The sequence below is a fragment of the Actinopolyspora xinjiangensis genome (assembly GCF_900104475.1).
Classification (GTDB): domain Bacteria; phylum Actinomycetota; class Actinomycetes; order Mycobacteriales; family Pseudonocardiaceae; genus Actinopolyspora; species Actinopolyspora xinjiangensis.
Window position 1 is genome coordinate 104921 of the sequence record NZ_FNJR01000012.1, and the last position, 18043, is coordinate 122963.

Sequence of the window (18043 nt, forward strand, 5' to 3'; positions counted from 1 at the left end):
GGACACGAGCCGTCCCGGCGGGGAGCGTGCTCACGGCTCCAGCAGAACCTTCCCCGTGGTTCGACGTCCCTCCAACGCCTCGTGGGCACGCGTCGCCTCGGCCAACGGGTAGCTGCCCCCGATACGAATCCGCAGCTCGTTGCGCGTGATCAGATCGAACAGCTCCCCGACCCGCCAGTCAAGTTCCGCGCGGTCCAGCATGTGGTGTGCCAGGGTCGGCCTGGTCAGGAACACCGAGCCCGCCGAGTTGAGCCGTTGCGGATCCACCGGCGGCACCGGACCGCTGGCCGCGCCGAACAGTGCCAGCGTGCCGCGAGGGCGAAGTGAGGCGAGGCTCGCGTCGAAGGTGTCCCTGCCCACGCCGTCGTAGACCACGTGCACCCCGACCCCGCCGGTCAGCTCCCGTACCCGTTCGGTCACGTCCTGCTCGGTGTAGCGAACCACGTCGTCGGCCCCGGCCTCCCGGGCCAACCGCTCCTTCTCCGGGGTGGACACCGTGCCGATCACACGGCCGCCGCGCAGCGTGATCAGCTGGGTGAGCAGCAGACCCATCCCGCCCGCGGCGGCGTGCACCAGCGCCACCGTGCCCGGCTTGACCGGGTGCGTGGAAGCGGTGAGGTAGTGCGCGGTCAGTCCCTGCAGCATCGCCGCCGCGGCGGTCCGGTCACTGATCTCGGTGGGAAGCGCCACCGCCTTGCTCGCGGGCACCACCGCGCGCTCGGCGTAGCCGCCGGGCGCCATCGCCCAGGCGACCCGGTCGCCGACCGCGAAGCCGGTCACCGCGGAGCCAGTGGAAAGCACGGTTCCCGCGCCTTCGGAGCCGGGTACGAACGGCAACGTCGTCGGGTAGACCCCGCTGCGCTGATAGGTGTCTATGAAGTTCACACCGGACGCGGTGACCCCGACCAGCAGCTCTTCCGGGCCGGGCTCGGGATCGGCCGTGTCGACGGCCTGCAGCACTTCGGGACCGCCGTGCTCGGTGACCTGGACAGCGCGCATTCCGGCCTCCTGATCCGTGTTCTCGTCTGGGAGTTCCGTGGGCAGGGGGGCTTGTCCGAGAGTCGCGGAGCCGGGCCCGGCGGACCGAAACGGAGCGGCCCCGAGAGGGGAGGTGCTCGGACAGGTACTCAGATCGTGCCACGCGAACTCCCGGCCGCCCCGCTCGTGCCCATGGCACGGAGAGGCGTGGGTCACTCGGTCCTCCGCCACCGGACCCGTTGCCGTTACGATCAGCCCCGTGACGACGCAGCAGAGTGGTGAGGCCGCGCCGACGCAGCCCCCGAAACGTGCCGTGTCCACCGCCGCCGAGTTCGTGACCGGGCACGGTGGCTCGGCGCGCGCCGTGGTGGAGAACCTGGGCAGGGGAGGCGCACGGATAGTCCTGATCGGTCAGGACGGTGCGCTCGGTGACGTGCTGGTGCCCGACCCCACAGTCGGGCAGGCCGTGGTCGAGGCGGTGGAAGGGCTCGAACTCGGCGATTGGGACTCCGAGACCGCGGCGGCGCTGACCATCGGACCCGCCCACCGCAGGAAGATGGCGGGGTCCCGCGCGAAGTGACCGCCCGCCCGAACACCTCCGCCGCTCGGCCACGCGTGCTGTTGGCGACCTACGCGGAGATGCCCGACTCCCACGAGGACGAGCACTCGTTGCCCGCCGCGCTCGACGAGCTGGGGATCGACGTCTCCTGGGCCGTCTGGGACTCGGAGGCACGAGCCTTCGACACAGCGGACCTGGTGGTGCTGCGCAGCACCTGGGACTACACCTCGCGGTTGGAGGAGTTCCTGCGCTGGTGCGATTCGGTCCCCGCGCTGGCCAATCCCGCCCCGGTGGTGCGTTGGAACACCGACAAGCGGTACCTGGCCGAACTCGCCGACGTCGGACTGCCGGTGATCCCGACACAGGTCGTCGCTCCGGAGCACTTCGAGGCGGGGCCGGACGGACGGGAATCCCGGAACGTCCGGCTGCCGGATCGGGAGTTCGTCGTCAAACCCGCTGTGGGCGCCGGTTCCCGAGGGGCCGCGCGTTTCCTGCCGAACCAGCGGGAGCGCGCTCTCGAACAGGTGCACGCGCTGCACGCCGCGGGCGTGGCGGCACTGGTCCAGCCCTACCAGCCGGCCGTGGACCGGGAGGGTGAGACGGCGCTGGTGTTCTTCGGCGGGGTGTACTCGCACGGTTTCGTCAAGGGGCCGCTGCTCGACCCGGCACGCGAGGCGGGGAGCGCCGCACCGAACGGGCACGGAGTGGGCAAGGGGCCGTTCGCCACCGACCCCGCTCCCGAACTGCGGCGGGTCGCCGAGGACGTGCTCGACGCCGCCGGAGATCTGCTGGGGGTGGCGCGGCACGCTCTTCTCTACGCGCGCGTGGACCTGGTGCGCGGCGAGGACGGCGGACCCATGCTGCTGGAGCTGGAACTGATCGAACCGCGGCTCAACTTCCGGCTCGTCGACCGGGCGGCGCCGTTGCGCTTCGCCTCGGCCGTGCGCGGCGAACTCGCGCGGCGTGCCGTTTGAGACCGGGGCTGTTCCTCCTGCCGCTCCCGCGTTGATCCGCCGCTCCCGCGTTGATCCGCGTGGAGGACGGTATTCAGGGCAGGACGGTGCGTCGTTCGTCGTGAGCGCGGCGATCCGGTGGTAGAGCGTGTTGATCGCTGGAGTGTGGTGGTGTCGCCTTGCCTCCTGTGTCGGTTGCACCTATGGTTTCAGTGTTGAACGAAACCGATCACGGTACTCCCGTGGTCCGGCTCCGGAGGCGAACACACCAGTGGTCGAGTACACCCAGCGCACCGACCGCCCCGCGATGTCGGAGTGGATAGAGCGGATGGCGGCCTACTTCGAGTCCACCGAGGGGATGCCGCTGATCGCCGGGCGAATTCTGGCCTTCTTGCTGATCTGTGATCCCCCGGAGCGCACCGCCGCGGAACTCTCGCACGCGCTCAGCGCCAGCACCGGGTCGGTCAGCACGAACGTGCGGTTCCTGCTGCGGTTGGGGATCATCTCGAAGACCACTCGCCAGGGACGCGAGGCCGCACTCTACCGCGTGGAGGAACACCGATGGCCGGAGCTGGTCAGCGCCCGGATGCACCGCATGGTCGAGCTGGAGAGCCTGATCGACTCCGGACTGCGGATGTTCAGCGGACAGGGGGAGCGCGCCCGCCGGTTGCGGACGGTCCACGAGTTCTACCAGTGGCTCTCCGAGGAGATCCCGGAGTTGTGGCACCGTTGGGAACGTGACTCCCGCAGGCGGACTTGACCGAGCCGGTCAGCCACCCACCGGTCGTGATTCCGAGACATTCGAGCGCGCCCGCCTCGGTTCGGATGGCTTCCCCCGGTAGCGGGATTCGGCCCACAGCAGCGAGGCCGTCGCGATCACGACCGTGGCTCCGAGGACGTGTGCCACCACCAGTCCCTCGGGCACGCCGGTGACGTACTGCACCGACCCGAGCACCCCCTGCGCGAGCACCACGAGGCAGGCGACCGTGTAGGCGCGCAGCAGTCCGCGCGTCGGCGAGGTGCCGCGCAGCCAGAAGCCGAACACCGCCAGCAGGCAGAGGTAGGCCATCACCAGCAGCCCGTGCACCTGGGTCAGTATCGGAATGGGGATCGGCAGCCTCGGGGTGCTCGGGTCACCGGCGTGCGGTCCTGCCGCCGTGACCAGCGTGCCCGCGAACACCATGGCCGCCGCGACCACCATCAGGGCCACCAGCACCCCCCGCATCCTGCCGGTGACGATCGGAAGGGGTTTCTCGTCACCCTCGCCCGCCGCTTTGACCAACAGCCCGGAGAGCCATATCAACACCGCCGAGGCCATGAAGTGCAGCGAGACACTCCACCAGCGTAGGTCCAGCAGCACCGTCATGCCGCCGATCACGGCCTGTACCGGAACCCCCAACAGCACCGCGCCTGCCAGCAGCCGCAGCCTCGGGCGGGTCGGACGCACCCGCCAGACCAGCAGCAGGCAGATCAGTGCCGCCGCCGCGACGACCCAGGTCAGCAGGCGGTTGCCGAACTCGACCACTTGGTGCAGCGGTGCGATGTCGGCGTGCGAGACCGGCACCATGCTGCCGGGGAAGCACTGCGGCCACGTCGGACAGCCCAGTCCTGATCCGGTGACGCGCACGACCGCCCCAGTGACGGCGATCATCATCTGGGTCACCAGCACCGCGATGGTGGAGGCGCGAACCAGCCGGACGGAAGGCCGGGACATTCGTTCTGGCAACGACGGTGTCGGCACGTGACGATGGTAGGCACACCGCGCTTCCGTCCGGTGCGGGGGAGTGTGCCTCGGTGTCGCACGCCACGGTGGTGACCACTCCCCGGGGAAGCCACCACCGTGGCGGTGGAGCGCGGCGAGGTCAGTGCTCGAATATCCCCTTCGGTACGGCGCCCGCCTCGACGAGCTGTTTGCTCAGCGCGCCACCGGTTTCGAGCAGCCTGGAGAATTCCGAGGCGTCCAGGTTGCGCCACGGTTCCAGCGAGGCCGCGTCGGTGGCGTCCTCGATCTCGTCGAGTAGTCGCTCACCGGCCGTTGTCACCACCCCGGAGGAGTCCAGCAGGCCCCGGTCGGCCAGTTCCAGTTGTGCGTCGGTCCACTGTTCCTCGGACCAGGCGCGGGTCTCCTTCAGCGTCGCGGCGTTCATGCCCCGCCTCGCCGAGCTCTGCAGCACCGGCGCCTGCAGCGGGCCGAGCCCGGCCTGTTGCAGCACGGCGATGTGCGCGTCGCCCCGGAACTCCCGTAACAGGGTCAGGGCGTGCCACAGCCGTAGGTGAGGCTCAGCCGGATATTCGATCTCGGCGTGGGCGGCGAACAGGGGTTTGCCCGCCGGTGAACACCCCTCGGCGGCCTTGGTCGCCAGCCGTCCGGCTTCGTCCACCGCCTCCGAGCTCAGCGTTTCCGCGCCCAGCATTCGTTCCAGAGCTCCGGAGACCGCGCGGAACCGGGCGGCGACGATGTCGGCGGGGCTCGCTATCGACCAGGCGGCGGGGATGTGCCGCCGCACCAGTTCGGGGTTGAAGTTGTAGAAGGTGGCGGCCACCACTTTGGGTCCGACCGCTCCCAGTGGGGCGGCCCGGCTCGCGAAATAGGCCCTGCTCCAGGAGTCCAGCCCGATTTCGGCCATCTCCCGTTGTAGTTCGGGAGCGAAGTAGATCATCGCGTGCGGCAGGTCGAGCGCTTTCTTCGCTTCGCGTGCGGCTTGGGTCTGCATGATCCACACCCTATTGGTCCTCGCTCCCCGATGGGGCGCGAATCAGCTGAGTCGGGTGGTGCGCAGCGCGAGTGCTCCCGCGGCTACCCCCCACGACACGAGGACCAGCAACGATCGCGCGGAGGGTGCCGTCCCCTCGGAGAGGCAGGCCGCGAGGGCCTCGGCCAGCGCGCCGGACGGGAGGTACTCGTCGAGTGAGTTCATCACACCGGGAAGATGACGGGCCGGCACCGCGAGACCACCGGCCAGCAGCAGCACGAACCATGTGGTGTTGGCCACGGCGAGCACGGTCTCGGCCCGCAGCGCACCACCCACGAGCACGCCGCCCGCACCGAAGACGAGGGTGCCCAGGACCAGTATGGGGACCGCGGCCGCCACGCCGGTACCGGAAGGCTGCCACCCGAGCACCAGGGCGGTGCCACCGAGGACCACGGTCTGCAGGGCGACCACCAGCAGTGCGGCCAGCACTCGTCCCGCGATCAGCACCCAGCGGGGCAGGGCGGTGGCGCTGAGGCGTTTGATCACCCCGTATCGGCGGTCGAAGCCCAGTGCGATGGCCTGGCCGGTGAAGCCGGTGGACATCACCGCCAGCGCGAGTATCCGCGGGGCGACAGAGTCCACGCGCGGTGGTTCCACCAGGCCGACCTCGAGCGTGCTCATCCCGATCAGCAGCACGAGCGGGATCAGCAGGGTGAGCAGTGCCTGCTCCGGATGTCGCAGCGTCAGCAGCGATTCCATCCGGGTCTGGGTGGCCAGCATCCGAAGCGGGTTGGCCCGTCCGGGGGCGGGGCGGAACGTTCCCTGGGGGAACAACGACCCGTGGGGCGCTTTGTCGGCCTCGTCGGCGATTCCTTCGTACGCGCCGCCGGAGCTTTCCTGTCGTGTCAAGCGCGCAACTCCCGTCCGGTCAGTTCGAGGAAGACGTCCTCCAGACTGCGTCGGCCGAGCCGCAGCTCGTCGGCCATCACCCCGTGCTGGGCGCACCAGGCCGTCACCGTGGAGACGGTCTGCGGGTCGATGTGTCCCCGCACCAGGTACTGCCCCGGACGCACCTCCCGGGCCGAGCATCCCTCCGGCAGCGCGGTGAGCAGCGGTTCGAGGTCGAGTTTCGGGCGGGAGCGGAAGTGCAGTTCACGTCGGTGCTCGTCGCCGGAGGTGAGCTCTTCGGGGCTTCCCCGCGCCAGGACCCGACCGTGGTCGACGATCACCACCCGGTCCGCCAGGGTCTCGGCCTCGTCCATGAGGTGAGTGGTCAGCAGCACCCCGACCCCGTCGGCACGCAGGGCGGACATCAGTTCCCAGACCAGGTTGCGGGCGTGGGCGTCCATGCCCGCCGTGGGTTCGTCGAGGAACACCAGCTCGGGCCTGCCGACCAGCGCGCACGCCAGCGAGAGCCGTTGCTGCTGCCCGCCGGACAACCGTTTGTAGGGGACGGTGCGCACTCCGTCGAGCCCGAGGACCTCCAGCAGCCACGCGGGATCGAGCGGTTCGGCGCAGCAGGCGGCCACCAGGCGGAGCATCTCCTCGGCACGTACGCCGGGGTAGGCGCCACCGCCCTGCGGCATCACTCCGATCCGGGGGCGCAGCCGGGTTCCCTGGGTCGTCGGATCCAGGCCGAGCACTCGGACCTGGCCCTCGTCGGGGCGGAGGAAGCCTTCGCAGATCTCCACGGTAGTGGTCTTGCCCGCACCGTTCGGGCCGAGCAGGGCCAGCATCTCACCGCGTGCCAGGTGCAGGTCGATGCCGGCGACGGCGGTGTGACCGCCGAATCGTTTGGTCAGCCCCCACGCCCGCACAGCGGCGGAATCGGCGTCCTGGTTCACGTCCAGTCAGAGTAGTAGGTGCTTGTTCATCCGGTCCTCGCAGGTGTGCTCGCTCGGCGGAGCCTCTCGCGGGCTCAGGAAGGGGCCTGGTCCCGGTACGGGGCAGGACCGCGCGACGTCGGGCCTTCCCCGCGAGGGCACCACGGGAGATTCCGCGGCGGTGTGAGCTGTGGGAGTGGCCGTTTCGGCGCTGGTGACGCCGGAGGAGACATCGAAGACGGCCTCAGGCGACACGTCTCCGCATGTCTCACCTGACGCCGTCTGCCGAAACGAGGGTTTCCGCTCCGTGCGGACCCGGCCGACGCGGGCGGTGGAGTCCCTTCCCGGTGTGGTCGGGTTCTAGCGTGACTCCGCCGTGGCGGAACCGTCGCGGGTGGGCAGCAGCCGGGGCACTCTGCCGCGGGTCAGCAGCAGGATCGCGGTGAAAGCCAGGAGGGCGGCGATCACGGCGAACGGGATCATGTACGCCCGCAGCACGTACCCCGCCCCGGTCGGCGGCACCAGCAGCGCCACCGACGCGCTGATGGCCGTGGTGACCAGGCGGAACCGGGAGTCGTTGGTGGACACCGCGAGCGGAGCCAGCGCCCACAGCAGGTACCACGGGTGCAGAACCGGGCCGAGCAGGGCGACCGCCCCCAGGGTTATGCCCAACCCCGTCATGGGTTCCATCCGTCCTCGGAACGAGGTCCACAGCAGCCGCAGGCACACCAGGGCGCTGATCCCGTAGCCGACGATCTTGGTGATGCTCAGCATCGCGTCGGTGTGGTTGCCCAGCCGCAGCAGCATGCTCACGCCGCCGCCGCCGAACATGCCGATCGCGGTCATGGGGGCCAGCCACGTCTTGATCCGGTTGGGCACGTCGAAGGTCTCCAACCATCCCAGACCCCAGCCGCTGGCCATCGTGATGATCGTCATGGCGGCCAGGAAGACCACGAGCAGCGCCGCCGCCACCCGCAGCAGGTCGGTGAGCCGAGCGCCGCGTCGCCTGGCGAGGTAGATGCCCAGGAAGCCGAGCGCGATGAAAGCGGGGGGTTTCACCGCGCCGGCCACGACTATGATCACCGCGCCGACGATCAGGCCCACCGGGTGGGGCAGCCGCAGGCCGAGTTCGATACCCGCCAGCATCATGCCCATCAGCAGGGCCTCGTTGTGCATACCGCTGACCACGTGGAACAGCACGATCGGGTTGGCCGCGCACAGCCACAGCGCGCACACGGGGTGAACACCGCAGCGCCTGGCCAGGTGGGGGATGGCCCAGACGGCCAGTGCCAGCGACAGCAGCATCACCAAGCGCCACATCAGCACGCCGAACACGATGTTGTCGCCGACGAGCGCCGCGATGGCCCTGCCGAACATCAGGAACAGCGGGCCGTAGGGGGCGGGGGTGTCGCGCCAGATGTTGGGGACGTTGGCCGTCAGCGGGTTGTCCACGCCCAGCGCTTCGGAGGGGCCGAACTCGTAGGGGTCCGCCCCGCTCGCGGCCACCGCGCTCTGTGCCAGGTAGGCGTACATGTCGCGGCTGAACAGCGGGGGAGCTATCGCCAGCGGAAAGCCCCACATCACTATGGTGCGACCGAGCTGGGTGCGGGAGACGAGGCGGCTCCGGCCGGGCAGGGCGAGTCGGCCCAGCCACAGCCAGCCGATCACCACCATCAGCATGCCCAACCAGGCGCAGGCCATCGCCACGGTGGGCATGCGGGCGGGCAGGCTCAGCACGCGGATGCCGGAGATCGGGTTGTCCACCGGTGCGGCTCCCGCTCCGAGGGCGGCGAACGCGAGCAGCAGGGAGCCGGTGGTGCCGAACCGGCGCACGAGCGCCAGCTGGCGGCGTTCGCTCCGGTCGAGTGGGCCCGGGGTGTCGTCCGTGCCGGGTGCGAGCGTGGCCGTCCCGGTCCGCTCGGGTGCGTGGTCCCGACCGTCGGTGGGGCCGTCCGCGTCCGTTGTTTCGCCTGCCGCCATGGGGACCGAGCCTAGCTACTCCCTCGGGGGGTGTGTGTCAAGGGCGAGCAGTAGGGTCTTGCCCCCCGGGTGTGAGACAACTCATGTGGTCGCCCCTGCCCGCTGCCGCGGGATCGATAATTAGGTAACATCAGTGTTGTGAAAAACGTCGGAACCTCCCCAGCGGACGCGGCGGTCGAGTGGACCGCCGAGGAGCCGGGCTCTGCGCGTCAGGGCACGGCTCCGGGCGTCGGCGACGGGCGGACCCGGCAGCTGGTCGCCCGGATGGTGCTGGAACAGGGCCCCGTCACGGCGGCCGGTGTGGCCGAGCGGCTCGGCTTGAGCCCGGCGGCGGTGCGCAGGCATCTCGATGCGCTCGTCGCCGACGGTGAGGCGTGGGTCAGGGAGTCCTCGCCTCGGGGCCGCAGGGGGAGGGGACGTCCGGCTAAGCTGTTCCTGTTGACCGAGAGCGGGCGGGCGCGGTTCGGCCACGCCTACGACGACCTCGCGGTGTCGGCCCTGCGGTTCCTGGCCGAGCAGTCCGGCGAACAGGCGATACGTTCGTTCGCCGAACGGCGGATGGCCGCTCTGGTGGAACACCACCGTGACGCGTTGGCGGCCAGCGAGACCGTCGCCGAGCGCGCGCAGGTGCTCGCTGACGCGCTCACGCGGGAGGGCTACGCCGCTTCCGCGCGAACCGTTGGATCGGGGGAGCAGCTTTGTCAGCACCACTGCCCGGTGGCGCATGTCGCTGCGGACTTTCCGCAGTTGTGTGAAGCCGAGACCGAGGCGTTCGCCGAGGTGCTCGGCACTCACGTGCAGCGGCTGGCCACGATCGCCAACGGCGACGCGGCCTGCACCACGCACGTTCCGCACGCACGATCGGAGGACCGGGCGGAGAGTCGTCCGGGAACCGGTCGCAACGCTGTCGTGACGGACTCCGCGCGGCGGAGCCCGAACCGACAGGACACAGCCCCGAGTCCTCATGGAGGGGAGCCCGTATGACTGCCGCTGCGGAGCAGCGCACACCCACCACGGTGCCCAGTTCCGAACCAATGTCCCAGGAAGAGACGCTGGCCACGCTCGGTAATTACGAGTACGGCTGGGCGGATCCGGACGTCGCGGGCGCGAACGCGCAACGCGGCCTCAACGAGAACGTCGTCCGCGAGATCTCGGAGAAGAAGGGCGAACCCGACTGGATGCTGCAGGCGCGGCTGAAGGCGCTCGGCCTGTTCGAGCGCAAGCCGACGCCCGCCTGGGGCGCCGATCTCTCGGAGATCGACTTCGACAACATCAAGTACTTCGTCCGGTCCACCGAGGAGCAGGCCCAGACCTGGGACGACCTGCCCGAGGACATCAAGAACACCTACGACAGGCTGGGCATCCCCGAGGCGGAGAAGCAGCGTCTGGTGGCCGGTGTCGCCGCGCAGTACGAGTCCGAGGTGGTCTACCACAAGATCCGCGAGGACCTCGAGGAAAAGGGTGTCAAGTTCCTGGACACCGACACCGCCCTGCAGGAGCACCCCGAGATCTTCGAGGAGTACTTCGGCTCGGTCATCCCAGCGGGTGACAACAAGTTCTCCGCGCTCAACACCGCGGTCTGGTCCGGCGGCTCGTTCATCTACGTCCCCAAGGGCGTGCACGTCGACATCCCGCTACAGGCCTACTTCCGGATCAACACCGAGAACATGGGCCAGTTCGAGCGCACCCTGATCGTGGTCGACGAGGGCGCCTACGTGCACTACGTCGAGGGCTGCACCGCCCCGATCTACTCCACCGACTCGCTGCACTCGGCCGTGGTTGAGATCGTGGTCAAGCGCAACGCCCGTTGCCGCTACACGACCATCCAGAACTGGTCCAACAACGTGTACAACCTGGTCACCAAGCGTGCCAAGGCCGAAGAGGGCGCCACCATGGAGTGGGTCGACGGCAACCTCGGCTCCAAGGTGACCATGAAGTACCCGTCGGTGTTCCTGATGGGCGAGCACGCCAAGGGCGAGGTGCTCTCGGTGGCCTTCGCCGGTGAGAACCAGCACCAGGACGCCGGCGCGAAGATGGAGCACATGGCGCCGCACACCTCCTCGTCGATCGTCTCCAAGTCGATCGCGCGCGGTGGCGGGCGCACCTCCTACCGCGGTTTGGTCAAGGTCGCCAAGCGGGCCAACCACTCCGCGTCCAACGTCAAGTGCGACGCCCTGCTGGTGGACAACATCAGCCAGTCGGACACATATCCGTACGTGGACGTCCGCGTCGACGACGTGACCATGGGCCACGAGGCCACCGTCTCCAAGGTCAGCGACGACCAGCTGTTCTACCTGATGCAGCGCGGCCTGACCGAGGACGAGGCGATGGCCATGGTGGTGCGCGGGTTCGTGGAACCGATCGCCCGCGAGCTGCCCATGGAATACGCACTGGAACTGAACCGTCTGATCGAGCTGCAAATGGAAGGGGCCGTCGGCTGATGACGGAGTCGACTCTCGAAACGTCCGGCCGGAACGGCCTCGACGAGAGCGGCGCGCAGAACTCCGCGGTACCGCCGCGGAGTTCTCGCGGGCATCGCTTCACCTCCTACGACGTGCGGGCCTTCGAGGTGCCCGGCGGCCGGGAGGAAGACTGGCGCTTCACGCCGATGAAGCGCCTGCGCGGGCTGCACGACGGCTCGGCCTCGGCCACCGGTTCGCTGGAGGTGGAGGTCACCGGTGACTCCGCCGCGAAGGTGGAGACCGTGGATCGCTCCGACGAGCGGCTGGGCACGGCAGGAGCTCCCGCCGACCGGATCGCCGCCCAGGCGTGGAGTTCCTTCACCGAGGCGACCGTGGTGACGATCCCGAAGGACACGCAGGCGGCCGAACCGGTCACCGTTACGGTTCACGGGCCGGGGCAGGACCGGACCGCCTACGGCCACCTGCAGGTTCGTGCCGAACCCCTGTCCGAGGCCGTGGTCGTGCTGGACTACCGCGGTTCGGGAATCATCGGCGACAACGTCGAGATGATCGCCGAGGACTCGGCCCGATTGTCGGTGATCACCATTCACGACTTCGCCGACGACGCCACCCAGGTGTCCTCCGAGCACGTCCACCTCGGCAAGGACGCGGTGTTCCGCCACTTCGCGGTCTCGCTCGGCGGTGACCTCGTGCGGGTCAACACCAAGGTCACCTTCGGTGATCGCGGCGGCGACGCCGACTTGCTGGGCGTGTACTTCGCCGACAGCGGTCAGCACCTGGAGCACCGGCTGCTGATGGACCACGCGCAGCCGAACTGCCGCAGCAACGTCACCTACAAGGGGGCGCTGCAGGGCGATTCGGCACGTTCGGTCTGGATCGGTGACGTGCTGATCCAGGCGAGGGCCGAAGGTACCGAGACGTTCGAGCTGAACCGCAACCTGGTACTCACCGAGGGAGCACGTGCCGACTCGGTCCCCAACCTGGAGATCGAGACCGGCGAGATCGCCGGTGCCGGGCACGCCAGCGCGATCGGGCGCTTCGACGACGAGCAGCTGTTCTACCTGCAGGCCAGGGGGATTCCCTACGACCAGGCGCGGAGGCTGGTGGTACGCGGGTTCTTCGGCGAGATCCTGCAGAAGATCACGGTCGACGAGGTCCGCGAGCGGCTGGAGGCCGCGATCGACAAGGAACTGGCGGCGGCCGGAGAATGAGCCGGCCACGGCCGAAACGTCCGTCGTTTCGGCCGCCCGCCCCGCCGCTGACGCGGCGTCACGACACAGCTTTTCGCGCGAACACCTGGAGAAGACGAACACGATGGCCACCCTGGAGATCAAGGACCTGCACGCCGAGGTCGACACCGAGGAGGAAGGGTCCAAGGAGATCCTCACCGGCGTGAACCTCACCGTGCGCTCGGGCGAGATCCACGCCTTCATGGGACCGAACGGTTCCGGCAAGTCCACCCTGGCCTACGCGGTAGCCGGGCACCCCAAGTACCGCGTCACCTCGGGTTCGGTGCTGCTCGACGGTGAGGAAGTCCTGGAGATGAGCGTCGACGAGCGCGCTCGCGCCGGGCTGTTCCTCGCGATGCAGTACCCGGTCGAGGTGCCGGGCGTTTCCATGTCGAACTTCCTGCGCAGCGCCGCCACGGCCACCCGGGGGGAGGCCCCGCAGGTCCGCCACTGGGTCAAGGAAGTCAAGCAGGCGATGAGCGACCTCGAGATCGACGAGTCGTTCTCGGAGCGCAGCGTCAACGAGGGTTTCTCCGGCGGTGAGAAGAAGCGCCACGAGATCCTGCAGCTCGACCTGCTCAAGCCGAAGTTCGCGATCCTCGACGAGACCGACTCCGGTCTGGACGTGGACGCGTTGCGCGTGGTCTCCGACGGCATCAACCGCTACACCGAGAGCGGTGACAAAGGGGTATTGCTCATCACCCACTACACGCGCATCCTCAAGCACATCAAGCCCGACTACGTGCACGTGTTCGTCAAGGGCCAGGTCGCCGAGTCCGGCGGTCCTGAGCTGGCCGACGAGCTCGAGGAGTCCGGCTACGTCCGCTTCACGGGGAAGAAGGAGGCGGCCGCACAGTCATGACCGTTGAGCCTCCCGGTGTCCGGGGAGCGGACACCGCGCAGACAGGTGCGGGCACCGCACCGGCACCGCTGGACGTCGCGGCGCTGCGCGCCGACTTCCCGATCCTGCGGCGCACGGTGCGCGACGAGCGTCCCCTGGTGTACCTGGACTCCGGGGCGACCTCGCAGCGCCCCACCCAGGTGCTCGACGCGGAGCGCTCCTTCCTGGAGAACTCCAACGCCGCGGTGCACCGTGGTGCGCACCAGCTGGCCGAGGAGGCCACGGACGCCTACGAGGGTGCTCGTGCCAAGATCGCCCGCTTCGTCGGCGTGGCGACGAACGAGATCGTGTTCACCAAGAACGCCACGGAAGGGGTCAACCTCGTCGCCTACGCCATGAGCAACGCGGCGACGTCCGGTCCGGAGGCGGAGCGTTTCCGGATCGGCCCCGGTGACGAGATCGTGGTCAGCGAGATGGAGCACCACGCCAACCTCGTGCCGTGGCAGCAGCTGTGCCGGCGCACCGGGGCCACCCTGCGCTGGTTCGGGGTCACCGACGAGGGCAGGTTGGACCTGTCCGAGCTGGACTCGTTGATCAACGAGCGCACCAGGGTGGTCGCGGTGACGCACCAGTCGAACGTGCTCGGCACGGTCAACCCGCTCGAATCCATCGTGGAGCGGGCGCACCGGGTCGGCGCGTTCGTGGTGCTCGACGCCTGCCAGTCGGTTCCGCACGGGCCGGTCGACTTCGCCGCCGCCGGTGTCGACTTCGCGGTCTTCTCCGGGCACAAGATGTTGGGTCCCAGCGGTATCGGCGTGCTCTACGGCAGGCACGAGCTGCTGCGGGCCATGCCGCCGTTCCTCACCGGTGGTTCGATGATCGAACTCGTGCACATCGACCACTCGACCTTCGCCGAGCCGCCGCAGCGTTTCGAGGCGGGAGTTCCCATGACCTCGCAGGTGGTCGGTCTCGGCGCCGCCGTGGACTACCTGTCCGTGGTCGGCATGGAGCGGATCGCCGCGCACGAGCACCAGCTGGTCGAGCGAGCGCTGCGCGAGCTGTCCGCCGTTGAGGGCGTACGCATCATCGGCCCGGAGAGCACCGAGAACCGCGGCGGCGCGGTGTCCTTCGTCATCGACGGGGTCCACCCGCACGACGCCAGCCAGGTGATGGACGATCAGGGCGTCGAGGTGCGAGTGGGGCACCACTGTGCCTGGCCGCTGCACCGCAGGATGGGTGTGCCCGCGACGATCAGGGCGAGTTTCTACCTCTACAACCAGTTGGACGAGGTTACCGCTCTGGTGGATGCTGTCCGTGAGGCCCAGCGTTTCTTCGCGGTGACACCGACGGCAGGCTGAGGATGTGGTGATGCAGCTCGAACAGATGTACCAGGAGATCATCCTGGACCACTACCGGAATCCGCACCGGCACGGCCTGCGGGAGCCGTTCGACGCCGAGTCGTTCCAGGTCAACCCGACCTGTGGTGACGAGGTGACACTGCGGGTCCGGTTGGTCGGCAGTGGCACGGAGGCGACCGTGGCGGACGTCTCCTACGCCGGGCAGGGCTGCTCGATCAGTCAGGCTGCCACCTCGGTGCTGACCGACCTGGTGGTGGATCGTCCGCTGCGGGAAGCGCTGGACAAGCAGGCGGCCTTCACCGAGTTGATGGAAGGCCGCGGCCAGGTCGAGCCCGACGAGGACGTCCTGGAGGACGGAGTCGCCTTCGCGGGGGTCGCCAAGTATCCGATGCGGGTCAAGTGCGCTCTGCTGGGGTGGATGGCTTTCCGGGACGCCGTATCGCGTGTTGTCGATGAGGTGGGAGCGTCATGACCAGTACCGAGAACCAGACGAAGGACCAGACCTCCTCCGACGGGAGTGCCGAAGTGGTGCGCGGGGCGGAGGGCATGCCCGAACCCCCGGCCGCTTCGGCCGAACTCGCGGCGGTGGAGGATGTCGAGGAGGCCATGCGCGATGTGGTCGACCCCGAGTTGGGAATCAACGTGGTCGACCTCGGCCTGGTTTACGGTGTGCAGGTCGAGCAGGACAACTCGGCTTCGATCGACATGACGTTGACCTCGCCCGCGTGCCCGCTCACCGACGTCATCGAGGAGCAGGCTCGTTCGGTGCTGACCGGCGGACCGAACGGTGGTCTGGTCAACGACTTCCGGATCAACTGGGTGTGGATCCCGCCGTGGGGTCCGGAGAAGATCACCGAGGAGGGACGCGAGCAGCTCAGGGCGTTGGGCTTCACGCTGTGAGGCCGCGCCACCGGGCGTGTTCGAGGCCCGGCCGTTCGCGGTGGTGAGTCCGCGACCGAAACGCCGTCGGGAAGAGCCACGAGAGGGGCGCCGCTCCACGGGCCAGATCCTGTGGAGCGGCGCCCCTTCTCGGTTGGTGGGCCCGTGGCGGACAGTGCTCCGGACTGCCCCGGGGCCGGTCCGCCCGATGAGGCGGCTGGGCGGACGGGGACGGCGAAGTCCCGCAGGACGCCGGAGCCGGTCTCCTCTTCCGCCTCGTGGGCGGTGAGCGGCTTGGCCGGGGTCTCCCGGTTGACGCGTTCGGCGCGCACTCCGAGGACCGGTTCGGCGAGGCTGTCGAGCGGCATCACGGCGGCACCGATCAGGAACGCCGGGGGCACGTTCCCCACCCGTTCGGTTTCGACGAGCTGACCGAACGGCAGCGCCGCCGTCGTCCCGTCGACCGTCGTGTCGGCCGTCGTGTCGGCCGAGCTCCCGAGCGGTGGTGATCACCGGCCCTCGTGGTGACGTGCGCCTGACTCCCCGGCAGCGTCCGGTGGATCGGGGTCGCGGGTGGGAAACCCGGGGTCTCCCTGTTGGGGGATGTCACCGTGCGAGCCGCGCAGCACGTCGATCCGGTCCGAGCCGGTCCGTGACATCACCCAGCTGGAGCCCCGCAGTGATTTCGCGTGCTTTTTCAACGGAACGAGCATCCGCGAGACGTCCTGGTACGAGGTGGTGCCGCTCTGCGTGCACACCAGTGTCGACAGGGAGAGGCTGACGTCGATGCCCCCGGCGCGGCGGGGCGGGTCCAGCACCATCTCCGCGAGGTTCACCAGATCGTCGAGATCGGCGACCAGCAGGAAGTCGTCGCCACCGACGTGCCCCACGCGCACCGAGCCCAGCGAGGTCGCCGCGTCGGTGAGGCTCCTGCCGACCGAGCGGATCAGCTCGTCCCCCGCGGAGAAGCCCGCGCTGTCGTTGACGGTCTTGAAACCGTCGATGTCCAACCAGCTCAGGGCGAACACCTCGCCGCCCGCTATGCGGCCGTCGACATCGCGTTGGATCGCGTCGCTGCCGGGCAGCCGGGTGAGCGGGTTCAGTGACGCGGCCTGTTCCGCCTTGAACTCCGCCATCCCCCGGATCAGATGCACCGCCCGCACGGTTCCGAGGCATCTGCCGGCCTCGTCCACCACGATCGCGTCGTCGTGCACCCTGGTGTGGTCGGCCCCGCTGACCAGCGTCAGGGCTTCCATGGCGGTGGTGGCCGTGGTCACCACCCGTGGTTCGTCGGCGAGCCGAGCCGCCGGCCGTTGCGCGTGCAGCGCGTGTCCGTACGGGCCGGTGACCGCGAGCAGGAACCGGTTGCGGTCGATGGAGTACTCGGGGCGGTTGTGCTCGTCGACGAGTACGACTCCGCTGACCTCGGGATGATCGGCCAGCACGCCGCGCACCGAGTCCGCCGTGGCGTCGCGGGAGAGCATGGTCGCGGGGGACAGGAACTCGGTGACTCGGGGCCCCGAGGGGGTGGGGACCGACCCACTGTAGGGCTCATCGGTCTCGGGGACCGCTTCGGCGATCTGCAGCGAGGTCGGTGGTTGTCGTGCGGCTGGGGCCAGCAGGTTGCCCTGGACCACGCGCACGCCCGCTTCGCGCAGTGCCTTGAGCTGTTCCCGCCGTTCCAGTCCCTCGGCGATCAGGATGGCGCCGGTCGAGTTGCACAGGCGTTGCAGTGAGTCCAGCAGCGCGGCGTGCCCCCGGTCCTCGGGCAGGCTCTCGATGACGTCCCGGTCGAGCTTGATCGCGTCCGGGGCCAGGTCGGCGAGCAGGGTCAGCGGCACGTCCCCCTCCCCGACACCGTCCACCGCGACCCGGTAGCCGTGCGAGCGCAGGTTCGCCACTTCCGAACACAGCTTCCGCCGGTCGAGGCGGGCGAACGGCGGGGCCAGTTCGAGGGTGATCTCGGGGGCGCGACGTCCCACCTCGGCGAGTTTGTCGTGCAGTGCGCGCAGCCGTTGTGGTTCGTGCGTCACGGTTCCGCCGAAGAGGTTCAGGTGCAGCGGCAGCAGCGACTGCTGTTCGCTCACCCGGTCCACGGCGGAGACGGCCAGGTCCACGTCCAGTTCCCCGACGCGTTTCTGGCGGGCGGCTTCGCGGAAGAAGTCCGTGATGTGTCCGTCGGCGGGGCGGGCGAGCGCTTCCACGGCGACCACCGCTCCCGTGCGGATGTTGATCAGCGGCTGGAAGGCGAATCGCACATCGTTGGCCGGTCCAAGCACGTGATCGATACTGCCGGGGTTCATGTCGTCTCAGCGAGCCTGTTCACC

17 protein-coding genes are annotated in these 18043 nt (G+C 69.2%); 10 read left to right on the forward strand and 7 right to left on the reverse strand.

All coding sequences use genetic code 11. From position 1 onward, the window contains the following. Window positions 1–30 precede the first annotated feature (30 nt). Window positions 31–999, reverse strand: coding sequence for a quinone oxidoreductase family protein (locus BLQ75_RS17970; RefSeq protein WP_092603838.1), 969 nt, complete (start codon window positions 997–999; stop codon window positions 31–33). Between the two features lie 238 nt (window positions 1000–1237). Here BLQ75_RS17970 and BLQ75_RS17975 point away from each other — a divergent pair, with 238 nt between their 5' ends. From BLQ75_RS17975 to BLQ75_RS17985, 3 genes are all read left to right on the forward strand, one after another. Next, window positions 1238–1558, forward strand: a complete 321-nt coding sequence (locus BLQ75_RS17975; RefSeq protein WP_092603839.1) for a hypothetical protein — start codon at window positions 1238–1240, stop codon at window positions 1556–1558. A 59-nt stretch (window positions 1559–1617) separates the two neighbouring features. Next, window positions 1618–2511: an ATP-grasp domain-containing protein gene (locus BLQ75_RS17980; protein WP_092603936.1), complete on the forward strand. Its 894-nt coding sequence runs from the start codon at window positions 1618–1620 to the stop codon at window positions 2509–2511. Between the two features lie 250 nt (window positions 2512–2761). Next, window positions 2762–3250 (forward strand): GbsR/MarR family transcriptional regulator, encoded by a 489-nt coding sequence (locus tag BLQ75_RS17985; protein WP_092603840.1) that lies wholly within the window; start codon window positions 2762–2764, stop codon window positions 3248–3250. Window positions 3251–3259: 9 nt separating this feature from the next. Here the strand turns inward: BLQ75_RS17985 and BLQ75_RS17990 are convergent, their stop codons facing one another. From BLQ75_RS17990 to mptB, 5 genes are all read right to left on the reverse strand, one after another. After that, window positions 3260–4204, reverse strand: a complete 945-nt coding sequence (locus BLQ75_RS17990) for a COX15/CtaA family protein (protein WP_092603841.1) — start codon at window positions 4202–4204, stop codon at window positions 3260–3262. A gap of 148 nt (window positions 4205–4352) precedes the next feature. Further along, complete coding sequence (locus BLQ75_RS17995; protein WP_092603937.1) at window positions 4353–5204, reverse strand: SCO6745 family protein; 852 nt, start codon at window positions 5202–5204, stop codon at window positions 4353–4355. A gap of 42 nt (window positions 5205–5246) precedes the next feature. After that, window positions 5247–5963, reverse strand: coding sequence for an ABC transporter permease (locus BLQ75_RS18000; RefSeq protein WP_092603938.1), 717 nt, complete (start codon window positions 5961–5963; stop codon window positions 5247–5249). A 125-nt stretch (window positions 5964–6088) separates the two neighbouring features. Beyond that, window positions 6089–7027: an ABC transporter ATP-binding protein gene (locus BLQ75_RS18005; RefSeq protein WP_092603842.1), complete on the reverse strand. Its 939-nt coding sequence runs from the start codon at window positions 7025–7027 to the stop codon at window positions 6089–6091. A gap of 339 nt (window positions 7028–7366) precedes the next feature. After that, a complete protein-coding gene (gene mptB, locus BLQ75_RS18010) occupies window positions 7367–8986 on the reverse strand; it encodes a polyprenol phosphomannose-dependent alpha 1,6 mannosyltransferase MptB (RefSeq protein ID WP_092603843.1) in 1620 nt (539 codons plus the stop codon). 138 nt (window positions 8987–9124) lie between these two features. Here mptB and BLQ75_RS18015 point away from each other — a divergent pair, with 138 nt between their 5' ends. From BLQ75_RS18015 to BLQ75_RS18045, 7 genes are all read left to right on the forward strand, one after another. Beyond that, on the forward strand, window positions 9125–9970 hold the full coding sequence (locus BLQ75_RS18015) for a helix-turn-helix transcriptional regulator (protein ID WP_092603844.1): 846 nt from the start codon (window positions 9125–9127) through the stop codon (window positions 9968–9970). Window positions 9971–10020: 50 nt separating this feature from the next. Then, entirely contained in the window at window positions 10021–11427 is a 1407-nt protein-coding gene (gene sufB / locus BLQ75_RS18020) for a Fe-S cluster assembly protein SufB (RefSeq protein WP_211481457.1), read from the forward strand. Continuing rightward, window positions 11427–12620, forward strand: coding sequence for a Fe-S cluster assembly protein SufD (gene sufD / locus BLQ75_RS18025; protein ID WP_092603846.1), 1194 nt, complete (start codon window positions 11427–11429; stop codon window positions 12618–12620). The genes sufB and sufD overlap by 1 nt, the downstream gene beginning before the upstream one ends. A gap of 103 nt (window positions 12621–12723) precedes the next feature. Beyond that, complete coding sequence (sufC, locus tag BLQ75_RS18030) at window positions 12724–13500, forward strand: Fe-S cluster assembly ATPase SufC (protein WP_092603847.1); 777 nt, start codon at window positions 12724–12726, stop codon at window positions 13498–13500. Next, window positions 13497–14837: a cysteine desulfurase gene (locus BLQ75_RS18035; protein ID WP_244515684.1), complete on the forward strand. Its 1341-nt coding sequence runs from the start codon at window positions 13497–13499 to the stop codon at window positions 14835–14837. Before sufC ends, BLQ75_RS18035 begins: the two co-directional genes overlap by 4 nt. Window positions 14838–14847: 10 nt before the next feature. Beyond that, window positions 14848–15309 (forward strand): Fe-S cluster assembly sulfur transfer protein SufU, encoded by a 462-nt coding sequence (gene sufU, locus BLQ75_RS18040; RefSeq protein WP_092603848.1) that lies wholly within the window; start codon window positions 14848–14850, stop codon window positions 15307–15309. Beyond that, entirely contained in the window at window positions 15306–15737 is a 432-nt protein-coding gene (locus tag BLQ75_RS18045; RefSeq protein ID WP_043574771.1) for a metal-sulfur cluster assembly factor, read from the forward strand. The genes sufU and BLQ75_RS18045 overlap by 4 nt, the downstream gene beginning before the upstream one ends. A gap of 488 nt (window positions 15738–16225) precedes the next feature. Here the strand turns inward: BLQ75_RS18045 and BLQ75_RS18055 are convergent, their stop codons facing one another. Next, window positions 16226–18019, reverse strand: a complete 1794-nt coding sequence (locus tag BLQ75_RS18055) for a GGDEF domain-containing protein (RefSeq protein ID WP_092603850.1) — start codon at window positions 18017–18019, stop codon at window positions 16226–16228. Between the last annotated feature and the right edge of the window lie 24 nt (window positions 18020–18043).

Bases quoted from the DNA above. Each gene is read 5' to 3' on its own strand.
- BLQ75_RS17970 (WP_092603838.1), bottom strand. From the start codon at position 999: ATGCGCGCTGTCCAGGTCACCGAGCACGGCGGTCCCGAAGTGCTGCAG.
- BLQ75_RS17980 (WP_092603936.1), top strand. From the start codon at position 1,618: ATGCCCGACTCCCACGAGGACGAGCACTCGTTGCCCGCCGCGCTCGAC.
- BLQ75_RS17990 (WP_092603841.1), bottom strand. From the start codon at position 4,204: ATGTCCCGGCCTTCCGTCCGGCTGGTTCGCGCCTCCACCATCGCGGTG.
- BLQ75_RS17995 (WP_092603937.1), bottom strand. From the start codon at position 5,204: ATGCAGACCCAAGCCGCACGCGAAGCGAAGAAAGCGCTCGACCTGCCG.
- BLQ75_RS18000 (WP_092603938.1), bottom strand. From the start codon at position 5,963: ATGCTGGCCACCCAGACCCGGATGGAATCGCTGCTGACGCTGCGACAT.
- mptB (WP_092603843.1), bottom strand. From the start codon at position 8,986: ATGGCGGCAGGCGAAACAACGGACGCGGACGGCCCCACCGACGGTCGG.
- sufB (WP_211481457.1), top strand. From the start codon at position 10,021: ATGTCCCAGGAAGAGACGCTGGCCACGCTCGGTAATTACGAGTACGGC.
- sufD (WP_092603846.1), top strand. From the start codon at position 11,427: ATGACGGAGTCGACTCTCGAAACGTCCGGCCGGAACGGCCTCGACGAG.
- sufC (WP_092603847.1), top strand. From the start codon at position 12,724: ATGGCCACCCTGGAGATCAAGGACCTGCACGCCGAGGTCGACACCGAG.
- BLQ75_RS18035 (WP_244515684.1), top strand. From the start codon at position 13,497: ATGACCGTTGAGCCTCCCGGTGTCCGGGGAGCGGACACCGCGCAGACA.
- sufU (WP_092603848.1), top strand. From the start codon at position 14,848: ATGCAGCTCGAACAGATGTACCAGGAGATCATCCTGGACCACTACCGG.
- BLQ75_RS18045 (WP_043574771.1), top strand. From the start codon at position 15,306: ATGACCAGTACCGAGAACCAGACGAAGGACCAGACCTCCTCCGACGGG.
- BLQ75_RS18055 (WP_092603850.1), bottom strand. From the start codon at position 18,019: ATGAACCCCGGCAGTATCGATCACGTGCTTGGACCGGCCAACGATGTG.